The sequence below is a fragment of the Bacteroidales bacterium genome (genome assembly GCA_023229505.1).
Taxonomy (GTDB): domain Bacteria; phylum Bacteroidota; class Bacteroidia; order Bacteroidales; family JAGOPY01; genus JAGOPY01.
This window is the reverse complement of record JALNZD010000008.1, coordinates 26,465-48,408: the sequence shown is the minus strand read 5'-3', so window position 1 is coordinate 48,408 and position 21,944 is coordinate 26,465. Positions and strand designations below refer to the sequence as shown.

The 21,944-nt window shown below is 42.8% G+C and carries 19 protein-coding genes, 2 tRNA genes, 1 rRNA gene and 1 riboswitch; of the genes, 19 read left to right on the top strand and 3 right to left on the bottom strand.

Features of this window, described 5'->3' with window-relative positions; translation table 11 throughout:
• Nucleotides 1-96 precede the first annotated feature (96 nt).
• The 3 genes from M0Q51_04585 to M0Q51_04575 all read left to right on the top strand — a co-directional run bounded on the left by M0Q51_04585 (nucleotide 97) and on the right by M0Q51_04575 (nucleotide 3,616).
• A complete protein-coding gene (locus tag M0Q51_04585; GenBank protein ID MCK9399254.1) occupies nucleotides 97-1,569 on the top strand; it encodes a GWxTD domain-containing protein in 1,473 nt (490 codons plus the stop codon).
• A gap of 66 nt (nucleotides 1,570-1,635) precedes the next feature.
• Entirely contained in the window at nucleotides 1,636-2,523 is an 888-nt protein-coding gene (locus M0Q51_04580; GenBank protein ID MCK9399253.1) for a lysophospholipid acyltransferase family protein, read from the top strand.
• 52 nt (nucleotides 2,524-2,575) lie between these two features.
• Nucleotides 2,576-3,616, top strand: a complete 1,041-nt coding sequence (locus M0Q51_04575; protein MCK9399252.1) for a glycosyltransferase family 2 protein — start codon at nucleotides 2,576-2,578, stop codon at nucleotides 3,614-3,616.
• Here the strand turns inward: M0Q51_04575 and M0Q51_04570 are convergent.
• Nucleotides 3,591-4,010, bottom strand: coding sequence for a 3-dehydroquinate dehydratase (locus M0Q51_04570; protein ID MCK9399251.1), 420 nt, complete (start codon nucleotides 4,008-4,010; stop codon nucleotides 3,591-3,593). The genes M0Q51_04575 and M0Q51_04570 overlap by 26 nt on opposite strands.
• Before the next feature lie 103 nt (nucleotides 4,011-4,113).
• Here M0Q51_04570 and M0Q51_04565 point away from each other — a divergent pair, with 103 nt between their 5' ends.
• The gene (locus tag M0Q51_04565) at nucleotides 4,114-4,794 is read left to right on the top strand and encodes a DUF434 domain-containing protein (GenBank protein ID MCK9399250.1); all 681 of its coding nucleotides are present in this window, start codon (nucleotides 4,114-4,116) and stop codon (nucleotides 4,792-4,794) included.
• Between the two features lie 41 nt (nucleotides 4,795-4,835).
• Nucleotides 4,836-4,932, top strand: a riboswitch (TPP riboswitch).
• Between the two features lie 34 nt (nucleotides 4,933-4,966).
• Nucleotides 4,967-7,381, top strand: a complete 2,415-nt coding sequence (locus M0Q51_04560) for a TonB-dependent receptor (protein ID MCK9399249.1) — start codon at nucleotides 4,967-4,969, stop codon at nucleotides 7,379-7,381.
• A gap of 90 nt (nucleotides 7,382-7,471) precedes the next feature.
• On the opposite strand, the gene M0Q51_04555 is transcribed toward M0Q51_04560, so the two are convergent.
• Nucleotides 7,472-7,849 carry a GxxExxY protein gene (locus M0Q51_04555; GenBank protein MCK9399248.1) on the bottom strand — a complete coding sequence of 126 codons (378 nt, stop codon included), beginning with the start codon at nucleotides 7,847-7,849 and terminating at the stop codon, nucleotides 7,472-7,474.
• Between the two features lie 171 nt (nucleotides 7,850-8,020).
• Between M0Q51_04555 and smpB the strand changes: the two genes are divergently transcribed.
• The 6 genes from smpB (at nucleotide 8,021) to M0Q51_04525 (ending at nucleotide 13,440) form a co-directional block, all read left to right on the top strand.
• Entirely contained in the window at nucleotides 8,021-8,479 is a 459-nt protein-coding gene (gene smpB, locus M0Q51_04550; GenBank protein ID MCK9399247.1) for an SsrA-binding protein SmpB, read from the top strand.
• Nucleotides 8,480-8,549: 70 nt separating this feature from the next.
• Nucleotides 8,550-9,122, top strand: a complete 573-nt coding sequence (locus tag M0Q51_04545) for a DUF255 domain-containing protein (GenBank protein ID MCK9399246.1) — start codon at nucleotides 8,550-8,552, stop codon at nucleotides 9,120-9,122.
• Nucleotides 9,123-9,240: 118 nt separating this feature from the next.
• Nucleotides 9,241-10,170: an ATP-binding cassette domain-containing protein gene (locus tag M0Q51_04540; GenBank protein MCK9399245.1), complete on the top strand. Its 930-nt coding sequence runs from the start codon at nucleotides 9,241-9,243 to the stop codon at nucleotides 10,168-10,170.
• A gap of 21 nt (nucleotides 10,171-10,191) precedes the next feature.
• A complete protein-coding gene (locus tag M0Q51_04535) occupies nucleotides 10,192-10,914 on the top strand; it encodes an ABC transporter permease subunit (GenBank protein MCK9399244.1) in 723 nt (240 codons plus the stop codon).
• 35 nt (nucleotides 10,915-10,949) lie between these two features.
• Nucleotides 10,950-12,473 carry a Gldg family protein gene (locus M0Q51_04530; GenBank protein MCK9399243.1) on the top strand — a complete coding sequence of 508 codons (1,524 nt, stop codon included), beginning with the start codon at nucleotides 10,950-10,952 and terminating at the stop codon, nucleotides 12,471-12,473.
• Nucleotides 12,466-13,440 carry a DUF4340 domain-containing protein gene (locus tag M0Q51_04525; GenBank protein ID MCK9399242.1) on the top strand — a complete coding sequence of 325 codons (975 nt, stop codon included), beginning with the start codon at nucleotides 12,466-12,468 and terminating at the stop codon, nucleotides 13,438-13,440. The genes M0Q51_04530 and M0Q51_04525 overlap by 8 nt, the downstream gene beginning before the upstream one ends.
• 76 nt (nucleotides 13,441-13,516) lie before the next feature.
• Here the strand turns inward: M0Q51_04525 and argS are convergent, their stop codons facing one another.
• Nucleotides 13,517-15,307: an arginine--tRNA ligase gene (gene argS, locus M0Q51_04520; GenBank protein ID MCK9399241.1), complete on the bottom strand. Its 1,791-nt coding sequence runs from the start codon at nucleotides 15,305-15,307 to the stop codon at nucleotides 13,517-13,519.
• A gap of 137 nt (nucleotides 15,308-15,444) precedes the next feature.
• On the opposite strand from argS, the gene M0Q51_04515 reads away from it, so the two are divergent.
• From M0Q51_04515 to M0Q51_04480, 8 genes are all read left to right on the top strand, one after another.
• On the top strand, nucleotides 15,445-16,782 hold the full coding sequence (locus tag M0Q51_04515) for a cyclic 2,3-diphosphoglycerate synthase (protein MCK9399240.1): 1,338 nt from the start codon (nucleotides 15,445-15,447) through the stop codon (nucleotides 16,780-16,782).
• Nucleotides 16,783-16,817: 35 nt separating this feature from the next.
• Nucleotides 16,818-17,726, top strand: a complete 909-nt coding sequence (gene pyrB, locus M0Q51_04510) for an aspartate carbamoyltransferase (protein MCK9399239.1) — start codon at nucleotides 16,818-16,820, stop codon at nucleotides 17,724-17,726.
• 38 nt (nucleotides 17,727-17,764) lie between these two features.
• The gene (gene pyrI, locus M0Q51_04505) at nucleotides 17,765-18,232 is read left to right on the top strand and encodes an aspartate carbamoyltransferase regulatory subunit (protein ID MCK9399238.1); all 468 of its coding nucleotides are present in this window, start codon (nucleotides 17,765-17,767) and stop codon (nucleotides 18,230-18,232) included.
• A 228-nt stretch (nucleotides 18,233-18,460) separates the two neighbouring features.
• Nucleotides 18,461-19,099, top strand: a complete 639-nt coding sequence (locus tag M0Q51_04500; GenBank protein ID MCK9399237.1) for an exosortase/archaeosortase family protein — start codon at nucleotides 18,461-18,463, stop codon at nucleotides 19,097-19,099.
• Nucleotides 19,096-19,614 carry a hypothetical protein gene (locus tag M0Q51_04495; protein ID MCK9399236.1) on the top strand — a complete coding sequence of 173 codons (519 nt, stop codon included), beginning with the start codon at nucleotides 19,096-19,098 and terminating at the stop codon, nucleotides 19,612-19,614. The genes M0Q51_04500 and M0Q51_04495 overlap by 4 nt, the downstream gene beginning before the upstream one ends.
• Nucleotides 19,615-20,001: 387 nt before the next feature.
• A 16S ribosomal RNA gene (locus tag M0Q51_04490) occupies nucleotides 20,002-21,522 on the top strand.
• A 159-nt stretch (nucleotides 21,523-21,681) separates the two neighbouring features.
• Nucleotides 21,682-21,755, top strand: a tRNA-Ile gene (locus tag M0Q51_04485).
• Nucleotides 21,756-21,772: 17 nt separating this feature from the next.
• Nucleotides 21,773-21,846 (top strand) — tRNA-Ala (locus tag M0Q51_04480).
• The last annotated feature ends 98 nt before the right edge of the window (nucleotides 21,847-21,944 follow it).

The window sequence follows — 21,944 nt, the reverse complement described above, 5'->3', positions numbered from 1 at the left end:
CTTATCCTTACCTATAACTGATTAATATACCTTTTCAGATATGATTATAATATCTTTGTCCAGAATAGGATTTATTTAATCTAAAATGCTTCCGCAATGAAAAAAATAGTTATCCCCATCCTGGCATCCTTATTGTTTTGCGGCTTTGTCCCCATTCAGGCTAAAAACCTTCAGGCCTACCTTAATTATACCGTTTTTAATGTCCCGGATCAGATCCCATTTATTGAAACTTACCTGTCGGTTGCCGGGGAAACAGTTATCTACAAAAAAAATGACAAAGGACTCTTTCAGGGCAATATCGAAGTCATTTTTATTTTCCGCCAGCAAAGCGCAATCAAAGAATATGACAAATACCAGCTTTTCAGCCCGGAAGTCCAGGATACCAGCTCCATCGATTTCAGCTTTATCGACCAGCAGCGGTATTTTATCCCGGAAGGAGATTATGAAATGGAGATTATTATTTCTGACCTGAATGCAGGTAAAAAACCCTTTAACGCGATCCAGCCGGTCAGTATTCAGTTTGATGATGAAAATATTAGTTTTTCAGGAATTCAGCTGGTCGAGTCATTTTCTCCGTCTGATAAACAAAATATTCTTACTAAAGGTGGATTCGACCTTATCCCGATGGTTTATAACTTCTACCCGGAATCTGTCAATAAATTAACCTACTATGCGGAGATATACAATACGGAAAAAATCCTGGGCGCCGGTGAGAAATTCCTCGTGGTATGCATGATCAAATCATTCGAAACAGGTAATACCCTGAAGGATTTTGTTTCTTATAAAAAATTGGATACCCGTGCAATTGTTCCGGTATTGAACGAATACGATATTTCAGGGTTACCCAGCGGGAATTACAGAATGATCATTGAGGCCAGGAATAAGCAAAATGATGTGGTCGCCTACAACGATATCTTCTTCCAGCGTAGTAATCCTAATATACAGTTTAGTCTCGAAGACCTGGCAGCAATTGATGTGAATTCCACCTTCGCCAACCAGATCAGGAGCAACGATACACTCCAGGAATTCATCAACTGCCTGGATCCCATTGCAACAGAGCTGGAAAAAACATTTATTTACAAGCAATCTAAAACAGCCGATTTAAAGACCAAACAGCAGTTCTTTTATAATTTTTGGGCTTCACGTGATGCAGCTAACCCGGAAAAAGCCTGGCGGGAATATTTTAAAATGGTCCTTGTAGTCAATAATGCTTATAAAACACAGATAAGTAAAGGATATGAAACCGACCGGGGCAGGGTTTACCTGAAATACGGCCCGCCGAACATTATCAGTGAAAGTTACAACGAACCAAGCAGCTACCCCTATGAAATCTGGCACTATTATGTATTGGGCAATAACCAGCGAAATAAAAAATTTGTTTTTTATACCCATGACATGGTCACCAATAATTTCAAACTGTTGCACTCAGATGCTATCGGTGAGATTTCAAATTTTAAGTGGCAGATATTCCTCAACAATCGATGGTATGACCCCTATAATGTCGATGCTGAGAAACCCCATACTACTTACGGTGGACAGGCAGAGGATTATTACAGAAATCCGCGTTGAACATGATCGTCTGATCATTCAGGCAGAGTTATTATCTTTGCACCATTCCTGACTTAATTTGATAGAATGGCTGTTTTATTCGCCTTTTTTAAGGCTCTCATCCGGATAGTGTCCTGGTTACCTTTCCCTCTTCTATACCTGCTCTCTGATCTTTTAAGGTTTTTCTTACAGTATATATTCCGTTACAGGAGATCAGTTATTCTCGAAAACCTTCAAAATTCATTTCCTGAAAAAAAACAGGCTGCAATCAGGAAAATAATGGGCAAGTATTACAGGAACCTCGCAGATATTACTTTGGAAGTCATCAAATTACGAAGTATAAGTCCGGAAATCCTGAAAAAACGTATTGATTTCATGGGATTTGAACATTTGAACGATGCCTTAGTTGGTGGCCGCAGCGTAATCGTTGCCATCGGCCATTGTGGTAATTGGGAGTGGATTGCGCAAGAACTGGGATTGGTTTCCCAGGTTAAAGGGTATGGAATTATTAAACCCCTTAACAATGAATACTTTAATAAATACATGGAATCACTTCGAAACCGGTTAAATCCTAAATTCACCATTTCCTTCCGTCATACTTTCCGCACCTTGATCCGTCACAAACAACATGGCATTACATCCTTCAATATATTAGCTGCGGACCAGACCCCACACTATGACGAAATCAATTACTGGAGCAATTTTCTAAACCAGGATACACCTTTTTATCTGGGGATTGAGAAAATGGCCATATCCCTCGATTTTTCTGTGGTTTTTTTAGATATTCACCGCACTGAAAGAGGAAGATATACAGGTGAATTTCACCTGCTCACCAACGACCCCAGAAATACAGCTGAGTTTGAGATCATGGAAAAATATATCCGGATGCTGGAAAGCTCTATTAATCGGGATCCTGATAATTGGCTATGGTCGCATAGAAGGTGGAAAAATAAAAGGAGTGTGCCTGAAGGATAGGATATTGCAATTGAGTTTTTTTGATTTACTTTTGGAGCACTAATCTCTTGCATTGAAAACAGTCGTTGTTATACTTAACTGGAATGGAAAAAAAATTCTGGAAAAATTCCTTCCGGGAGTAATCCAGCATAGTTGTCCCCTGGCTGAAATCATTATTGCCGACAACGCTTCATCAGACGATTCATTGGCTTATCTTGAAAAAAATCATCCTGAAATCAGAATTATTCGCTTAACTCAGAATTTCGGCTTCGCCGGAGGTTACAACCTTGCTCTTAAGCAGATTGAAGCTGATAATTATATCCTATTGAATTCTGATATTGAAGTTACTGAAGACTGGATCGCGCCTGTGCTGCAGTTGATGCAGTCAGACCCTCTAATTGCAGCTTGTCAGCCGAAGATCAGGTCATACTATGATCCTGAAAAGTTTGAATATGCCGGTGCGGCCGGCGGACATATTGATAAATACGGTTATCCTTTTTGCCGTGGCAGGTTATTCCAGTCGGTTGAAAAAGATGAAGGGCAATATGATCAGGCAACGGAAATTTTTTGGGCCACCGGCGCATGCATGTTCGTCAAAGCAGATATTTTCCATAAACTGGGTGGGTTTGATGATGACTTTTTCGCCCACATGGAAGAGATTGATTTTTGCTGGAGGGCCAAGAACCAGGGATATAAGATTATGTTCTGTCCTGATTCAACGATTTTTCACATCGGCGGAGGGACACTTCCTAAGAATAATTCCCGCAAGACCTACCTGAACATCCGGAACAACATTACAATGCTATACAAAAACCTTGAGCAGGAACGCCTGGTCAGGGTGCTTGCAGCCCGTCTTTTACTCGATTATGTCGCGGCTTTAAAATTCCTGGTTGATGGCGGGTTTAAAGACATGGCGGCTGTAATCCGGGCACATTTCTATTTCTGGAAAAACCTGTCGAGGCTGAGGAAAAAGCGGGAAAAGATACCGCATCTGAAGGTTTCACAGATCTATTGGGGAAACGTCGTACTACAGCATTATCTGCAAAGAAAAAAATCTTTCCTGCAGCTTGATGCGAGCCGGTTCACGCCTAATCCCGGAGAAGGCTCAAAATAGCCAGCCGGTAGGCCTCCAGCCCGAAGCCGCTAATGAATCCATCCGCACAAGGTGCTGTGATCAAAGTCTTCCGGAATTCTTCCCGTGCAAAAACATTACTGATGTGAACTTCTATCACTTTGGCCGGCACAGCCTTCATGGCATCGGCAATAGCCACAGAGGTATGGCTGTAGCCACCGGGATTAATAATGATTGCACCCTTCACAAATCCTGCCTCCTGTATCTTGTTTATTATCTCTCCTTCAACATTCGACTGGAAATAATCGATGGAAGTATCATGGAATTCAGACCTTAATTTCCGAAGATAGTCTTCAAACGACTCTTTGCCATAGATGTCCTGTTCCCGCTTGCCGAGCAGGTTAAGGTTGGGGCCGTTGATGATGAGAAATTCCAAATTCCAAATTCCAAAAGTACCATTTTAATTTATTTGCGGGGTCTGCGGAAAAATCTGCGAAAATCTGCGAGAAATTCTTTATATTCGAATCAAAATATATCTCATGCAATTCACTGAGAATTTCAGGCAGGCAATTGAAGATTACATCCTTCTGCTGAATAAGAAATACCCGGAAAAATCCCTCCACGAGCTGATCTCCACACGTTATGCCCTGAGCCATTTCGAGCGTTCGATGTTATACAGGGGCATAACCACGGATGAAAAGGCTGAAAAGCGAAAGTGCCGGATCGTAACCTCAAAGAAACTCGGTAAGCAGGTTCTTCATATCGACCTGTTCAATGTGCTATATACCCTTGCAGCTTATCTGAGAGGCTTTCCCGTCTTCATTTCCAGTGACAACCTTGTGCGCGATGCCTCGGAAAGCCATGGCAGCGGAGAATGGGAAGTACATCTTGACAAAGGGCTGGACTTGCTCTTAAAAGACCTGGATGGTCTGAAAATACAGAAAGCTGTTATTTATATCGATAATCCTTTGGAAAATGGCCGGGAAATTTCAGAGAAATTAACTGAAAAAGCGAAGCACTCAAAACCGGAAATTGAAATCATCGCTGATCAATCTCCTGACCACCTGATCAGAAAGGCAAAGATTGGTATCATCGCCACATCCGATTCGACAATAATCGATAAATCAACGCTGCTAGTTTTTGATCTGCCCAGGGCAGTGCTGGAATCTCATTTTGATCCTAAGCTCATTAGGTTAGATAAATTAAAAATTCAAAATTAAAAATTAAAAATTCACTTTTCCCTTTTAACTATTAACTTTGCACTAAACATCAGGGGTGCCTTATAAGAACGGGCTGAGATCATACCCATTGAACCTGATCCGGGTAATGCCGGCGTAGGAAAATGAAAAACTCCTTTCTTTTGGTCTCCCCTGCCAGTCAAATTCTTTGATTATGAAACGATTAATTCTGATCCTGGCATTGTGCGGCTTTTGGCCGGCATTTATTTTCGGCCAGTATTCCATCAGCGGTAAAGTCACTGACAGCGAAACAGGTGAAATCCTTGCCGGCGCACATGTCCTTCTTGAAAATACATTCAAAACTGCCATATCATCTACAGGCGGAAAATTCTGTCTTTCTGGATTGAAAGAAGATTCTTATCAATTGAAGATCAGTTATATGGGCTATGAAACCTATTCTTCTGAAATAAAAATAACCAAAGATACTGCTCTACAGATTCCGTTGAAACCTTCCGCCATCATGGCTTCCGAAGTGATCGTCACGGCTACGAGGGCTGCCGAAAACTCCCCGACAACTTATTCTACCGTAACCCGCAAGGAAATCGCACAGGTGAACCTCGGGCAGGATATGCCCTTTCTTCTTCAAACCAGCCCGTCTGTTGTGACCACCTCGGATGCCGGCACCGGCATCGGCTATAGCAGCCTCCGAATAAGAGGAACGGACCTTACCAGGATCAATGTGACCATCGACGGCATCCCGTTGAACGATTCAGAATCGCATGGGGTCTGGTGGGTTGATCTTCCTGATTTCGCCTCCTCTGCTGAAAGTATTCAGATCCAACGGGGTGTCGGAACTTCAACCAACGGGGCCGCTGCTTTTGGCGCCAGCATCAATATTCGTAGTGATGACCCGGAAGCTTCTTCTTATGGCGAGATCAATACTTCAGCCGGCTCTTTCGATACCTATAAAATGACTTTCAAAGCCGGAACTGGCCTTATTAAAAATAAATGGGTTATCGACGGAAGGTTTTCACGGATATACTCAAATGGATATATAGACCGGGCTTTTGCCGACCTTTTTTCCTACGCTTTATCCGGAGGATATTACGGTGAAAATTCAATAGTAAAAGTTATGATGATCTCGGGAACGGAAGAAACTTACCAGGCATGGGATGGAGTCCCTTCTTACCTCCTCGATTCGAACCGGACTTATAATGGCCTGGGCGCTTATTATGATGCTGATGGCAAACTGAAATACTACGAAAACCAGACTGATAATTATCGCCAGACACATTATCATGTGAATTGGCTGCAAAACATAAACAAAAACTGGAACCTCAGTACGGCATTTCATTACACGCGCGGAATAGGTTATTATGAAGAATATAAAACAAATCAGGAATTCAGCGATTACCAGCTCGAAAATGCAGTCATCGGAACGGACACCATCACTTCGACTGATCTAATCAGGCGCCGCTTCCTGGATAATCATTTTTATGGTTTCACTTTCGGTTTGAATTTCGACAATAAAAACAGGGTTCGGGCTACTATCGGGGGAGCCATCAATTATTACGACGGGAATCACTATGGTGAGATCATCTGGGCAAGGATCGCTGTCCTGTTCGATAAAAACTACCGCTGGTATGAAAGCAAGGCTGGGAAAACCGACGTAAACCTTTATGCCAGGATGGATTACCAGGCGAGTGAAAAGCTTAACCTTTACGGCGACCTTCAATACAGGAGGATTTACTACCATATTGACGGGATTGATAATGACCTCAGGGATATCAGCCAAAAACATCTATACAATTTTTTTAATCCGAAATTTGGCGCCTTCTTTAATATTGACGACCAGAACCAGGCTTATTTGTCGTTTGCTATCGGCAACCGGGAGCCCAACCGCAGCGCCCTGATCGATGCTAACCCTGCCCGCCCCTACCCCACTGCCGAAAGCCTTTACAATGCTGAAGCCGGGTATAAATTCCGGAACAGGATTTTCTCCGCCGATGCTAATCTTTACTTTATGTATTATCGTGACCAACTTGTCCTAACAGGCCGTATCAATGATGTCGGCGATCCGGTCATGGAAAATGTAGACCGGAGCTATCGCACCGGACTTGAGCTGTCGCTGGGCATCCGCATTTTGAAAAATCTCCGCTGGGACATCAACGGGACACTAAGTTCCAGCAAAATCTTCAATTTTACCGAATATATCGACAACTGGGATGAATGGCCCCCCACCCAGATTACAAATGAGCTTGGCACCACCGACATCGCCTTCTCACCATCCCTGATCGCTGGCAGCATACTTTCATGGGAACTTCTCAGGAAGCTTGATATTTCGCTGTTCAGTAAATTTGTCGGAAAGCAGTATATTGACAATACTTCAAGCAAAGACAGAAAGCTTGATCCTTACTTTATTAACGATCTGCTGATCAGGTATAGCTTGAAAGTCAAAGCAATGAAACAACTCGGATTCAGCTTGAAAATCAACAATCTCACCAATACAAAATACGAATCCAACGCGTGGGTTTACCGGTATTATTCTGAAGGTGTTTATGGTGTTTATGATGGATATTTCCCCCAAACCGGGATCAATTTTTTAGCGGGAATTGATTTGAAATTCTAAAAAAAATTTAAAAATAGCACACGGATGACACGGATGTGACGGATTTTCACGGATTTTTAACTATAATGCATACTGATAACTAATTCTTAATCAGGTCTTCCTATCATTAGTGAAAATCTTTCTTCTGACTTGTGGTTCTTTTCCAAAATTCAATAAAAGACCAATTTCAATTCTCGTCGCCTTCAAATAATTTATTAATTGGAGTTCATGTTCTTCAACTAAAGTTTCTGCTGCTTTTAGTTCAAGAATAATTTTATCTTCAACAATAAAATCTGCAAAGTATTCTCCCACCGCAATTCCTTCATAGAATACGGTTATGGGAACCTGTTTGCTGCATGTTAGTCCATGGTTTTTCATTTCCAGGTACATTGCATTTTCATACACCTTTTCAAGAAATCCAAAACCCAAGGTATTATAAACTTTATAGAAACATCGGATAATTTCTGAGGTTGTTTCCAGATGAATCATAATTATTATTTTTCTGTTTATCAGGAAAAAGAAGAAAATATACCCGGTGGATATTAAAAAATACTCAAAATTTTGAATGTAATCCGTGAAAATCCGTAACATCCGTGTCATCCGTGTTCTATTAAACATTAAAAGATTTTTAACGATCTTTGCAGCCCGTTTCACAAAATCATGAGCACCTTCGCCAAAACCATCAGCATTAAAAATAAAAAGGCGTACTTCGAGTATTTCCTCCTTGAAGAATTCGTGGCAGGCATTCAACTCACCGGCACGGAGATAAAATCGATACGGGAAGGCAAAGCAAGTTTCGTTGACTCATTCTGTACTTTCATCAACAATGAATTGTTTGTCAGAAACCTTCATATCTCGGAATACAGGCTTGGGACACATTATAACCACGATCCAAAACGTGACCGCAAATTACTTTTAAACGCCAGGGAATTAAGGAAGTTTGAAACAAAAACGCGCGAAAAAGGTTTTACCATAATCCCTGTGTTACTTTTTATTAATGACAAAGGTTTTGCTAAGCTCAAAATTGCCCTTGCCAAGGGAAAACACAGCTATGACAAGCGGGAAACCATTAAGAAAAAAGATGTTGAACGGGAAATTGAGCGCTCGAAAGATTATTAATTAACACAAATTAACATCTTTCAATATATTAAATGAGATATTCGTTTTAATTTCGCAAAAATTTAATTCCATGAAGAGAATCCTTTTTATCTGCCTTACGATAATTGCCAGCATATTAATTGTATTCCCGGCCAACGCACAAACCCAGCAGCCACAGGCCAACCCCGCACCAACGGCTAAGATTAAATGGCTTGATTTCGAAGAAGCTGTTGCGCTCAATAAGAAAAAACCTAAGAAAATGTTTATCGATATGTATACCGACTGGTGCGGCTGGTGCAAGAAAATGGACGCGGCCACATTTATCAACCCGGTTATAGTCGATTACATGAACCGGAATTTCTATGCCGTGAAATTCAATGCTGAAAGGAAAGACACTGTAATCTTTAACGGCACAAAATTCGTGAATCCAAACCCGGCAGGCAGCCGCTCCTCTCACAAGTTAGCCCAGGAATTGCTAAGCGGCAGAATGTCCTATCCGTCTTTTGTTTTCCTGGATGAAAATTTAAACAAAGTCACAACTGTTCCTGGTTATCGTAAATCGCCTGAATTTGAATCCATCCTGCATTATATCGGCGAAAATGCCTATAAAACACAGAAATGGGAAGAATTTAGCGGATCATTCAAAGGAACAGCCGTTGAATAGTATTCCACGTAAGTGGAATGCTATTGATAATGTGTCTGTTAAATTTTGTTAAAACCACCTCCTCCCCCTCTTTGGCTATTTCAAAATTCCTTTCATTTGCATCAAATTTTTGGTGCATATGGATATAATAGTTGAAAATCTCACCAAGTTATATGGCACCCAGCGTGCCGTAGATGATATCTCTTTCAGGGTAAATACAGGCGAAGTCCTGGGGTTTCTCGGCCCGAACGGTGCCGGAAAAACGACAACAATGAAAGCTATCACCACTTACCTCTTACCCAATGAAGGCAATATTTCTGTCGGGCAGTTTACTTTGCGGGAGCAACCGGAAGAGATAAGAAAACACATCGGCTATCTTCCCGAAAACAATCCTTTATACGAGGAGATGCCGGTTATCGACTACCTGAAATATGTTGCCGGGCTTCAGGGTATCGAAAAAATCAAAATCCGGAAAAGGATTCTTGAGATGGTCCGTTTGTGCGCGCTTGAAGGTGAAAAACATAAAAAAATCGGCGAATTATCGAAAGGCTATAAACAACGTGTCGGCCTGGCGCAGGCACTGATCCATGATCCTGATGTGCTGATCCTTGATGAGCCGACAGCAGGGCTTGATCCTAACCAGATCGTCGAGATCCGTGAACTGATCAAAAAAATCGGTAAGGAGAAAACCGTTATCCTCAGCTCTCATATCCTGGCGGAAGTCGAAGCAACATGCGACCGCATCCTCATCATCAACAAAGGAAAAATCGTGGCAGACGGGACGGCTGAAGAGCTAAGAAAAAGGGCCCATGGAAAGGAAATCCTCAAAGTTAAGATCGAAGACGGCGACACTAATACTGTTTTTAATGCCCTTCAAACACTTGAACATGTTGAAACTGTTGATTTTTTCAAACATGAAGACCATACCTTTGAAATCCAGAGCAAGCAGGGTCAATCATCCCGCAGGGCCGTCTTTAACCTCTGCGTCAGCAAAGGCTGGGTGCTTACCGGCATGTCCTCTGTCGAAACCAAGCTTGAGGATATCTTCCGTGAATTAACAATGAATTAAAAGATTAAAAGATATTCACTTATGAAACAAATCTGGACCATTGCAAAACGAGAACTGGGTTCATTTTTCGATTCCCTGATGGCTTATATCATGATGGTTGCATTCCTGGGGTTTAGCGGATTTTTTACCTGGATCTTCGGGACGGACATCTTTTTTATCAAACAAGCAAGCCTTCAATCTTTCTTTGGCATAGCTTACTGGACGCTTTTCTTTTTTATCCCAGCAATCACCATGAGGCTTTTTGCTGAAGAGAACAAATCGGGGACGATTGAATTGCTTCTGACCCGCCCCGTGACCGACTGGCAGGTAATCGCCGGAAAATTCATGGCTACTTTGATCCTGATCCTTATCGCTCTCGGGCTGACCTTACCTTATTACATCACAGTTGCTACCCTGGGCCCGGTGGATCACGGCAGTGTCATTACCGGGTACTTTGGCCTGATCCTGATTAGCTGCGCTTATATCAGCATAGGCCTTTTTGCCAGCAGTTTTTCCAATAACCAGATCGTGGCATACCTGCTGGCGCTGATTATCGGGATCTTCTTCCATATAATTTTCGACCTGCTTGCAAGCAGCCTGTCCGGTATCCTGGGGGAAATCATCAATTTCCTGAGTATTTCCCGACATTTTGAATCTGTTTCCCGGGGTGTCATTGATACCAGGGATTTGATTTTCTTCTTATCCATTATTTTCATTGGATTGATCCTTACGGAAATGAACCTTTTAAGAAGAAGAATTGCTTAACCAACCTTAGTCTGAAATCTGAGAAATCATAGGATATGAAAAAGAAAGGTGGAAAATCGATTACAACCCAGGTCCTGCTGACGATCGGGATAGTCATAGTCGTTAATATTCTTTCAGAGCAGTTTTATTTACGGCTCGATCTGACCGCAGACAAGAGCTACACTTTGAGTAAGGCAACTAAAAACATCCTTCGCTCATTGGAAGAACCTGTCACCGTTACGGCTTACTTTACGGAAGATGTGCCTCCGCAATTGCTTCAGGCAAGGACCGACTTTAAAGACATACTGGTGGAGTATGCAAATATTGCTAAAGGAAACCTTGTATATGAATTCATCGATCCGAATAAGGATCAGGAGTCAGAAAAAAAAGCCATGCAGGAAGGAATCATGCCCAATATTATAAACGTCAGGGAAAGAGACCAGATGACCCAGAAAAGGGTATTCCTTGGCGCTGTCCTGAAAATGGGTAACGATAAAGAGATCATTCCTGTAATTCAGGGCGGTACTGCAATGGAATACGCACTATCATCCTCAATAAAAAAACTTTCGGTGACTGAAAAACCGCTCATCGGGTATGTCCGGGGTCATGGAGAACCTCCCCTGGCAGCCCTGCAGCAGGTTATGGCATCCCTGGGAATCCTTTATTCGGTGCAGGAAATAAACCTGGACAATCCTGGCGCTGATCTTAGCAAATATGTTACTATCGCAATTATCGCTCCTGCAGATACGATTCCACCTTCACACCTGAATGCCCTGAACGAATATCTTACAAGGGGAGGAAATCTTTTTATTGCCTATAATAGGGTGCAGGGAGATTTCACAACGGTCAGGGGCACTTCAATTCACACCGGCCTTGAGGATTGGTTGAGCGGGAAAGGTTTGTTTATCGATAATAATTTCCTGGTCGATGCGACATGCGGATCAGTCGGCGTGCAGCAGCAAACTGGTTTCATGAACTACACCACCAATATAAGCTTCCCTTATCTGCCGGTAATCCAGAAATTTGCCGATCACCCGGTTACCAAGGGACTTGAGCAGGTTCTCCTGCCTTTTGCCAGCACAATCCAGTTCACCGGTGATACCAGCCTGACATTTACACCCATTGCATTTTCATCACAAAAATCCGGGACCCTGAATCCCCCTGTTTCTTTTGATGTCAGCAAGAAATGGACAGATCGCGACTTCCCGCTCGCAGGGCTTACCGTGGCCGCTGTGCTTTCAGGAAGAATTTCCGGAAATGCAGAATCCAACATTATCCTGGTTGGCGACGGTGACTTCCCAGTCAATGGTGAAAGTCAGCGCCCACAACAACTGCAGCCGGACAATGTTAATCTTATGGTAAATTCTGTCGACTGGCTTTCCGATCAAACCGGGCTTATCGACCTGCGCACGAAAGCTATTACGGCAAGACCGCTCGAAGATGTTGAAGAAGGAAGAAAACTGTTTTTAAAGTGGCTCAACTTCCTGCTTCCTATAATGCTTATCATTGTTTATGGCATCATTAGAAATCAAAGGAACAGGATTTTAAGAGTCAAAAGAATGGAGGAAGGTTATGTTTAAAAAATTCAGTTCCGGGATCCTGATAATCATCCTGGCCATCTTAATGATCATCTATTTGATTGTCAGATATGCAGGATCAGATGAGAGGACTTTCAGGGATAAGGTATTGTCGTTTGATGCGGCTACCATCACGGAAATCCTGATCAATGACCCTAAAAGCAAGGAAGGTGTTGTCGACCTTAGAATATCTGAAGATAAATGGATCGTAAACAATGGCGGTCAGGATTATACGGCTGACTCCAATGTTGTTAAAAATATTCTAAAGCTATTAAGCGATCTGCCAACCAAGCGATATGCCGGGAAAGGAAAGGAAGCCTGGATTAAATATGAAGTAACCGATAGTGCGGCATCACTGGTTACCCTTAAGGCTTCAGAAAAAACGGTGGCAGAGATTTATATCGGCAAATTCGCCTATAATATGCCAAAGGAACAGCAGCAACAGGTGCAATCCCGTCAGCAGCGCGGTGATATGACCACTTATGTTCGTTTGGCTGATGAAAAAGATGTCTACGCGGTGGATGGATTTTTAAAGATGAGTTTCAGCGGCAATGTCAATTCGTATCGGATCCGTAACCTCGTAAGTGTAAACCCGGCCGATATTAACCGTATTACTTTTGATGAACCTGGTAGCCGGAAAGTTCTCGAAAACCTGGATGGAAAGTGGCTTTTAAATGGGGCTCCAATCGACTCAACCAAGGTGGTCAGGTTCCGTTCCACTTTAGCCCGGCTTACTGCGAACAAATTTGTGGATAAGGGAGTACTTCCTTCTAATCCAAGTCACTCGCTGAAGATCGAAGGCAATAATTTCATACCTGTTCAGATCCAGGCTTACCCGGTTGCAGATACAAATGTGGCTTATATCATCACCTCATCTGCCAATCCCGAATCGTTTTTCAACGGTAAAGATGGCGGTTTGTTCAAGAAGATCTGGGAACCAGAGATACAGTCGTCAGTCGTCAGTCATTAGTCATTAGTTTTTAGCTGCTGACTGCCGACCGCCGACCGCCGACCGCTGACCACGAACTGGGAACTGGGAACTGCCATCACATCTTCTCCGGAACCTGTATCCCAAGCAACCCCATTCCTCTTTTTATCACATCTCCGGTAAATTCCGAAAGGGCAAGTCTGAATCGGAGTTTCCCCCCATCAGGTTCGCGAAGCACAGGGATTTCCTGGTAAAACTGGTTATATTCCCTGGCCAGTTCATAGCAATAATTGGCAACGATCGCTGGGCTGAGGCTTTGTCCCGCTTCCGAAACTGCAGCTTGAAATTCATACAACAGTATTAAAATCTGTTTTTCTTTTGGAAGCATTGGGCCTGGCAAATCAGCCGTCAGGCCGGGCTTTCGAAATCCCTTGCTTTCCGCTTTGCCAAGCAAAGACCTGATCCTTGCATGGGTATATTGGATGAAAGGCCCGGTATGTCCGTTGAAGTCGATAGATTCCTCCGGGTTGAACAACATATTCTTTTTTGGATCAACTCTCAGGATAAAATATTTCAGCGCACCCATTCCCACCATCTCGAATAGTTCAATCCATTCCAGGTCATCGGGATTGTCGAGTTTACCCAGTTCAGATGTGGTTTTCTTTGCCGTTTCATACATTTCTTCCATCAGTTCGTCAGCATCCACAGTAGTGCCTTCACGGGATTTCATCTTCCCTTTTGGAAGTTCCACCATCCCATAGGAAACATGCAGAATCTTATCAGACCAATCCCTTCCCAATAGCTTAAGCACAATCTTGAGAACATCGAAATGATAGATCTGTTCATTACCAACAACATAAAGTAACTGTCCCGGTTTATATTCGTCAACCCTCAATTGAGCAGTCCCAAGATCCTGGGTGATATAAACCGAGGTTCCGTCAGGACGTAACAGGAGCTTTTCATCCAGCTTGTAATCATTCAGATCGACCCAGACAGAGCCATCATCTTTTTTGAAAAAAACGCCTCTTTCCAGTCCTTCTCTGACCAAATCCTTCCCTAAAAGATAAGTCTCCGATTCATAATAGATTTTATCAAAATCAACTCCAAGTCGTTTGTATGTCTGGTCAAATCCTTCGTAAACCCAGTTATTCATGGTCTTCCAGAGCTCCCTGACCTCCTGTTCACCGCCCTCCCATCGTTGCAGAAGGTCCAGAGCTTGCTGCGTCAGGTTAGATTGCCGGTAAGCTTCATCTTCAGTAAGACCTTTGGCAATTAGATTATCTATTTCCTTTTTATTGGCTTGTTCAAACTTTACATAAAGATTTCCTACGAATATATCGCCTTTCTGTCCTTTTTTTTCCGGCAATACGCCATCAGTCCATTTGCGATATGCAAGCATCGTTTTACAAATATGAATACCCCGGTCGTTGACCAGGTTCACTTTGATGACTTTCCTGCCATTGGCTTTTAATATTTCTGCAATCGACCAGCCCAGGAGATTGTTCCGGATGTGCCCAAGGTGTAATGGTTTATTTGTATTCGGAGATGAATACTCTATAACCACGGGAGGGCCTTTATCTTCAGGAGTGAAACCATATGTTGGATTAAGCAAGTTTGCTGAGAAGAAATCCAGCCAGAAATCATCACTTATCACTAAATTCAGGAAACCTTTGACCACATTGAAAGAAGTGACCAGGCTAATTTTCTGTTGAAGCCAGTTTCCTATATCCTTTCCGGTTTCTTCAGGTGATTTACCGGAATAACGGGTCAAAGGGAAAACAACTATAGTAAGGTCTCCTTCAAATTCAGGGCGGGTTTTCTGCACGGTAACCGATAAAGGGTCTATTTGATGTCCGAATAACAGGCTGATGGCTTCTGTCGTTTTTTCTGCAAGTATCGTTTCTATCATTTTTGGTAAAATCAAGACCCCAAAAATAGCGAATTAAAGCCTTCATCAAAAAATCAACTTCACCGCCTTCCGGTTTCAAGTTAAAGTTCTATCTTTGTTCAAAATAAATCAATCACTAACCATTAAAAGCTTACGTAATGAAGAAAAATGTGATCATTATAGGAGCTGCAGGAAGAGATTTTCACAACTTCAACACTTATTTTCGCGGCAATGAATCTTACAATGTGGTAGCATTTACTGCTGCTCAGATCCCTGACATCGATGGCAGGAAGTACCCGGCACAATTAGCCGGAAACCTCTACCCGGAAGGAATCCCCATTTTCGCCGAAGAAAACCTTCCCCGGCTGATAAAGGAATTGAAAGCTGACATTTGTGTGTTTTCTTACAGCGATGTCACTTATCAGAAAGTTATGGCTGTCAGCGCGATCGTGAACGCTGCCGGTGCTAATTTCATGATGCTGGGACCTAAAGATACCATGGTCAAATCGACCAAACCGGTTATCGCTGTTGGTGCTGTCAGGACTGGCTGTGGTAAAAGCCAAACCTCCCGCCGCGTTATTGAAATCCTTATGGCTAAGGGATTGAAAGTAGTTGCCATCAGGCATCCCATGCCTTATGGAAATCTCGTCGAACAAAAGGTCCAGCGCTTCGCTACCATCGGTGACCTCGCCAAGCACAAATGTACTGTCGAGGAAATGGAAGAATATGAGCCCCACGTAGTTAGAGGCAATGTGATTTATGCCGGGGTCGATTATGAGGCTATCCTCAGGGCAGCTGAACAAGACCCTGATGGATGCGACGTGATCTTATGGGATGGCGGAAACAATGATTTTCCTTTTTACAAACCTGACCTGAACTTTACCGTCGTTGATCCCCATCGTCCCGGGCATGAACTCACTTATTATCCCGGTGAAGTCACCCTCCGCCTGGCTGATGTTGTAGTTATAAATAAGATGGATACAGCTGATGCAAAAGGCATCCAAACGGTTAGGGAGAGTATTGCCAAAGTGAACCCAAAAGCTATTGTGGTCGATGCCGCTTCACCGATTAAAGTCGATAATCCTGAATTGATAAAGGGAAAAAGGGTCCTGGTGATTGAAGATGGCCCAACCCTTACCCATGGTGAAATGAAAATAGGAGCCGGTACTGTTGCCGCACAAAAATATGGCGCTGCCGAACTGGTAGACCCCAGGCCATATACGGTTGGAAAACTGACAAAGACTTTCCAGATCTATCCTAATATCGGCACGCTGCTGCCGGCAATGGGATATGGTGCACAGCAACTCAAAGACCTGGAAGAAACAATCAACAAAACTGATTGTGATTCGGTGATCATTGGCACCCCCATCGACCTTAACCGCATCATCAAAATTAATAAACCCAATACCCGGGTTTACTACGATCTGCAGGAAATCGGTGATCCAAACCTGAACGATATCCTGGATGAATTCGTAATTAAACATGGATTGAAATGATTAGGTTTGGCAAACCAATTACCTGACCAAAGTGTATGAAAAATAAAAGCCTGGTTTCTATTGATGATTATTCCAAAGAAGAACAACTCCGTATTCTTGACCTGGCTGAAGGATTTGAGGACAAGCCCGTTCAGAATATCCTGGAAGGATATGTTGTGGCAACATTATTTTTTGAGCCTTCAACCCGGACCCGTTTAAGCTTTGAAAGTGCTGCTTCCAGGTTGGGAGCTCAGGTCATAGGGTTCTCTGAAGCCGGCTCCTCCAGCGTTTCTAAAGGCGAGTCTTTGAATGATACGATTCGTACAGTCAGTAATTATGCTGATATAATCGTGATGCGCCATCCCAGGGAAGGAAGTGCGCGTTTTGCCAGCGAAGTCAGTCCGGTACCTATTATAAATGCCGGTGATGGTGCTAACCAGCATCCTACCCAAACGCTTCTCGACATGTATTCCATCAGGAAAACACAAGGAAAACTGGAAAACCTGCAGATCGCATTTGTTGGCGACCTGAAATATGGGAGGACTGTTCACTCTTTGACATTTGCAATGTGTAATTTTAATGCAACATTTCACCTTGTTTCGCCGGAGGAGCTTAAATTACCAAGCTATGTTAAAAGAAGGATCAAAGAAAACCAGCTTGATTACTTTCAATATACAGATATTAATGATGTGATCCCCCAGGTGGATATATTGTATATGACCCGTATTCAGAAAGAAAGATTTTCAGATCCGATTGAATATGAAAAAGTAAGGAATGCATATATTCTCAGGAATGAAATGCTTCAGGGGGCGAAGCAAAATATGCGGGTTCTCCATCCTCTTCCCAGGGTCAATGAAATTGAAATGGAGGTAGATAACAACTCAATGGCATATTATTTCCGGCAAGCCCAGAATGGCGTCTTTGTCAGGCAGGCTTTGCTTGCGTCGATACTTGGAGTAGTTTAATTTTGAATTTTTAATTTTTAATTCTTAATTCGGTTGTTATGGATGAGAAAAAGACGCGGAAGGAATTGCAGGTATCTGCCATTGAAAACGGGACGGTAATCGATCACATCCCGGCAAAGAGTGTCTTTCAGGTTGTTAAAATATTAGGACTGGAAAATTGCAGGGAACAGATTCTTTTCGGAACAAACCTGGAGAGCAAAAAATACGGCCGTAAAGGTATTATAAAAGTGGCCAACCTTTTTTTCAAAAGTGATGAGATAAATAAGATCGCTTTGGTAGCCCCATCGGCAACGCTGATCGTCATCCGTGATTACCAGGTTGTCGAAAAGAAAAAGGTTGAAATTCCTGATCAGATCAACAGGTTTGTCCGTTGTTTTAATCCAAATTGTATCACCAACCACGAAAAGATACCCACTAAATTCAATGTTATCGACAAAGAAGACCTTCGACTTGAGTGTATCTACTGCGAAAAGGCTACAGATAAGAATAACCTTGAATTCATTTGACGATCGTTAGCCTTTATTGATTTACCAGCAAAAAAGCGCTCGGGCCGGTCTGAAATAAGAATTCAGCCGGCCCGGAGCTTAATATAAACCACCATCCGGTATTTATCATTGAATCGTCGAAAGGTAATACGGCCACCTTGTTAAAAAACCTTGTAAATCCTAAAAATATTCCATCCATCAATATTTTGATATCTTTTTCTATTTTTACATTCCAAAATTATTTTCATTTTGAAAAAGAAAAATAGCAATAGACCGATTCCCAGCCAGAAGAAGGTTCATCAAAAACCGATGCCCACTGCTACGCCGGATAAGAAACAAAAGCCGCAAAAGCCTCAAAAACCCCTGTTCAATAAAGAGTTGCTGATTAAATTATTGCCTTTGATCAAGGCTTTTGCCTTATGGTTCCTTCTGGTACTCATAGTGCATATACCTGGTATAAAAGAAGAATTTCGTAATTTTTTCGTTGGTTTCACAACGAATTCAACTATTGCTATGGGAAAATTGTTTTTCATTCCCATTCGGAAACTGGGCTTTTCTACCATCACACTCGATGGTTTTTCCATGGAAATAATCGTTGAATGTACCGCATATAATTTCTACCTGTTTGCCATTGCTTTAGCTGTTTTTGCCAATTGGAATCTCAAGCATAAACTCATTAACCTGCTCATATTCTTCTTTGTTATTTTCCTGACAAACATTCTCCGTTTCTTTGCCATGGGCTATGTCGGACGGTATTATCCCCAAATTTTTGACACGACCCATGATTACGTCTGGAATATCCTGTTTGGATTTATGATATTTGGTGTCTGGGCCTGGCGCGACAAATTGAACAATCCTGATTTTCAACCCAAAGATCCGCAGACATGAGACAAAAGAAAATTATCAATATTTTAATTGTTCTCGGGGCATCAGGGCTTTTGCTGGCCCTTTGGTTTAATGGGTTTGCTTATTTGTACGCTCAATTGCTCAGAGTCGGCGCAAATATCTTATTGCTATTTTCCCATGATACGCATGTAGGTCTTAAACTGGTAGAAAATGCCCCGACGTTCATTGTTGATACTATCGTTGATGGCAGAAAAGGATCTTACCCCCAAAAAGCCGATCTTATACTGCTTCCTTTTATTATGATCCTGACCTGGCAAATACTGCTTTTTTTCAATATGTCCGTAAAACACGCCACGCGGTCAGCCATCGAGAATATCATAGCATTTTATACAATTCAACTTATTTATGTTCTGCTGCTCACAGCATATTACAACTCTGCAACCATCAAATTTATTTACGACCTGCTTATTGATAGTTTTTATATCATTGCCTTGTTCCTGATCGTCAAGGATTCTTTTAAATATGAATTGATCGGTATCGCCAGAAGAGGTGGTTGATTTGATTTTAAGGGTTTATTAACCAATGTTCATATCTTAAATTAATTTTTACTCATGCATTTTATTGTATATTAGTAAATGTTATTACCTTTGCACCCTCATTTGAATTTCGTTCTTTAAAAAATACCTGAAAACATTAGCAAACCGGACATCATGTATTACATGAGATGCCCATTTTCCGGAAAATGATTATTTATTTTTTGGAAATGTTTGCCGGATAAAAAAAAGGTTATATCTTTGCAGCCCTTTTGACTTTAAAAAAGTACAAAAGGAATAAAAAAAGTTCTTTGAAAAGATTGAAGCAAGCCTAGCGGAAGCAAATGCTCCAAGATTAATACTCCAATTATGGTGAAATTGCAAGTCCAAGAGATTAAATAATTCATTATTACAATGAAGAGTTTGATCCTGGCTCAGGATGAACGCTAGCGGCAGGCTTAATACATGCAAGTCGAACGGTAAGGTCTCTTCGGAGATACACGAGTGGCGCACGGGTGCGTAACGCGTATGCAACCTACCTTTAACTGGGAAATAGCCCCGAGAAATCGGGATTAATGTCCCATACTATTCTGAGAATGCATATTCTTAGAATGAAAGCTCCGGCGGTTATTGATGGGCATGCGTGACATTAGCTAGTTGGTGAGGTAACGGCCCACCAAGGCTACGATGTCTAGGGGTCCTGAGAGGGTTAACCCCCACACTGGTACTGAGACACGGACCAGACTCCTACGGGAGGCAGCAGTAAGGAATATTGGGCAATGGACGCAAGTCTGACCCAGCCATGCCGCGTGAAGGATGAATGTCCTATGGATTGTAAACTTCTTTTATGCAGGAAAAACATCCCGGTCGTGTACCGGGACTGATGGTACTGTATGAATAAGCATCGGCTAACTCCGTGCCAGCAGCCGCGGTAATACGGAGGATGCAAGCGTTATCCGGATTCATTGGGTTTAAAGGGTGCGCAGGCGGAATGATAAGTCAGTGGTGAAATCTCCCGGCTCAACCGGGAAACTGCCATTGATACTGTCGTTCTTGAGTACAGTTGAAGTGGGCGGAATGTGTCATGTAGCGGTGAAATGCTTAGATATGACACAGAACACCGATAGCGAAGGCAGCTCACTAAGCTGTAACTGACGCTCATGCACGAAAGCGTGGGGATCAAACAGGATTAGATACCCTGGTAGTCCACGCTGTAAACGATGATCACTCGTTGTTGGCGATATACTGTCAGCGACTGAGGGAAACCATTAAGTGATCCACCTGGGGAGTACGGCGGCAACGTTGAAACTCAAAGGAATTGACGGGGGCCCGCACAAGCGGAGGAGCATGTGGTTTAATTCGATGATACGCGAGGAACCTTACCTGGGCTTAAATGCAGGACGACGTATGCCGAAAGGCGTATTTCCTTCGGGACGTCTTGCAAGGTGCTGCATGGTTGTCGTCAGCTCGTGCCGTGAGGTGTCGGGTTAAGTCCCATAACGAGCGCAACCCTTATCATTAGTTGCCATCAGGTAATGCTGGGAACTCTAATGAAACTGCCTACGCAAGTAGTGAGGAAGGTGGGGATGACGTCAAATCAGCACGGCCCTTATGTCCAGGGCGACACACGTGCTACAATGGCCAGTACAGAGGGTTGCTACCTGGTGACAGGATGCTAATCTCGAAAGCTGGTCTCAGTTCGGATTGAAGTCTGCAACTCGACTTCATGAAGTTGGATTCGCTAGTAATCGCGCATCAGCCATGGCGCGGTGAATACGTTCCCGGGCCTTGTACACACCGCCCGTCAAGCCATGGGAGTTGGGGGTACCTAAAGTCCGTAACCGTAAGGGGCGGCCTAGGGTAAAACCAATGACTGGGGCTAAGTCGTAACAAGGTAGCCGTACCGGAAGGTGCGGCTGGAATACCTCCTTTCTAGAGAGATTTGCTGATACAACCGGTTATTAATCGGAAAGTATTTGCTCCGCTGCTGCTTCATCTTTTTTTATTTAATTAGGCTTGTTCCAAAACGAGCAGTGTAACGTATCTTCCTAAAGAGCACAGGAAGCAAGCCTTGCCCAGCGGTAAAGGTATAGTCCCGTAGCTCAGTTGGTTAGAGCACTACACTGATAATGTAGGGGTCCGCAGTTCAAATCTGCGCGGGACTACGTATGGTTATCGTTTTGGGGGATTAGCTCAGCTGGCTAGAGCACTAGCTTTGCAAGCTAGGGGTCATCGGTTCGAATCCGATATTCTCCACGAGATGGGTGTGGGTGTGAGTGTGATAGAAGTGTGGGTGTGATAAAACCTGATACCTATAAAAGTTCTTTGACATGTTGAAAGAAAATACAGAATGT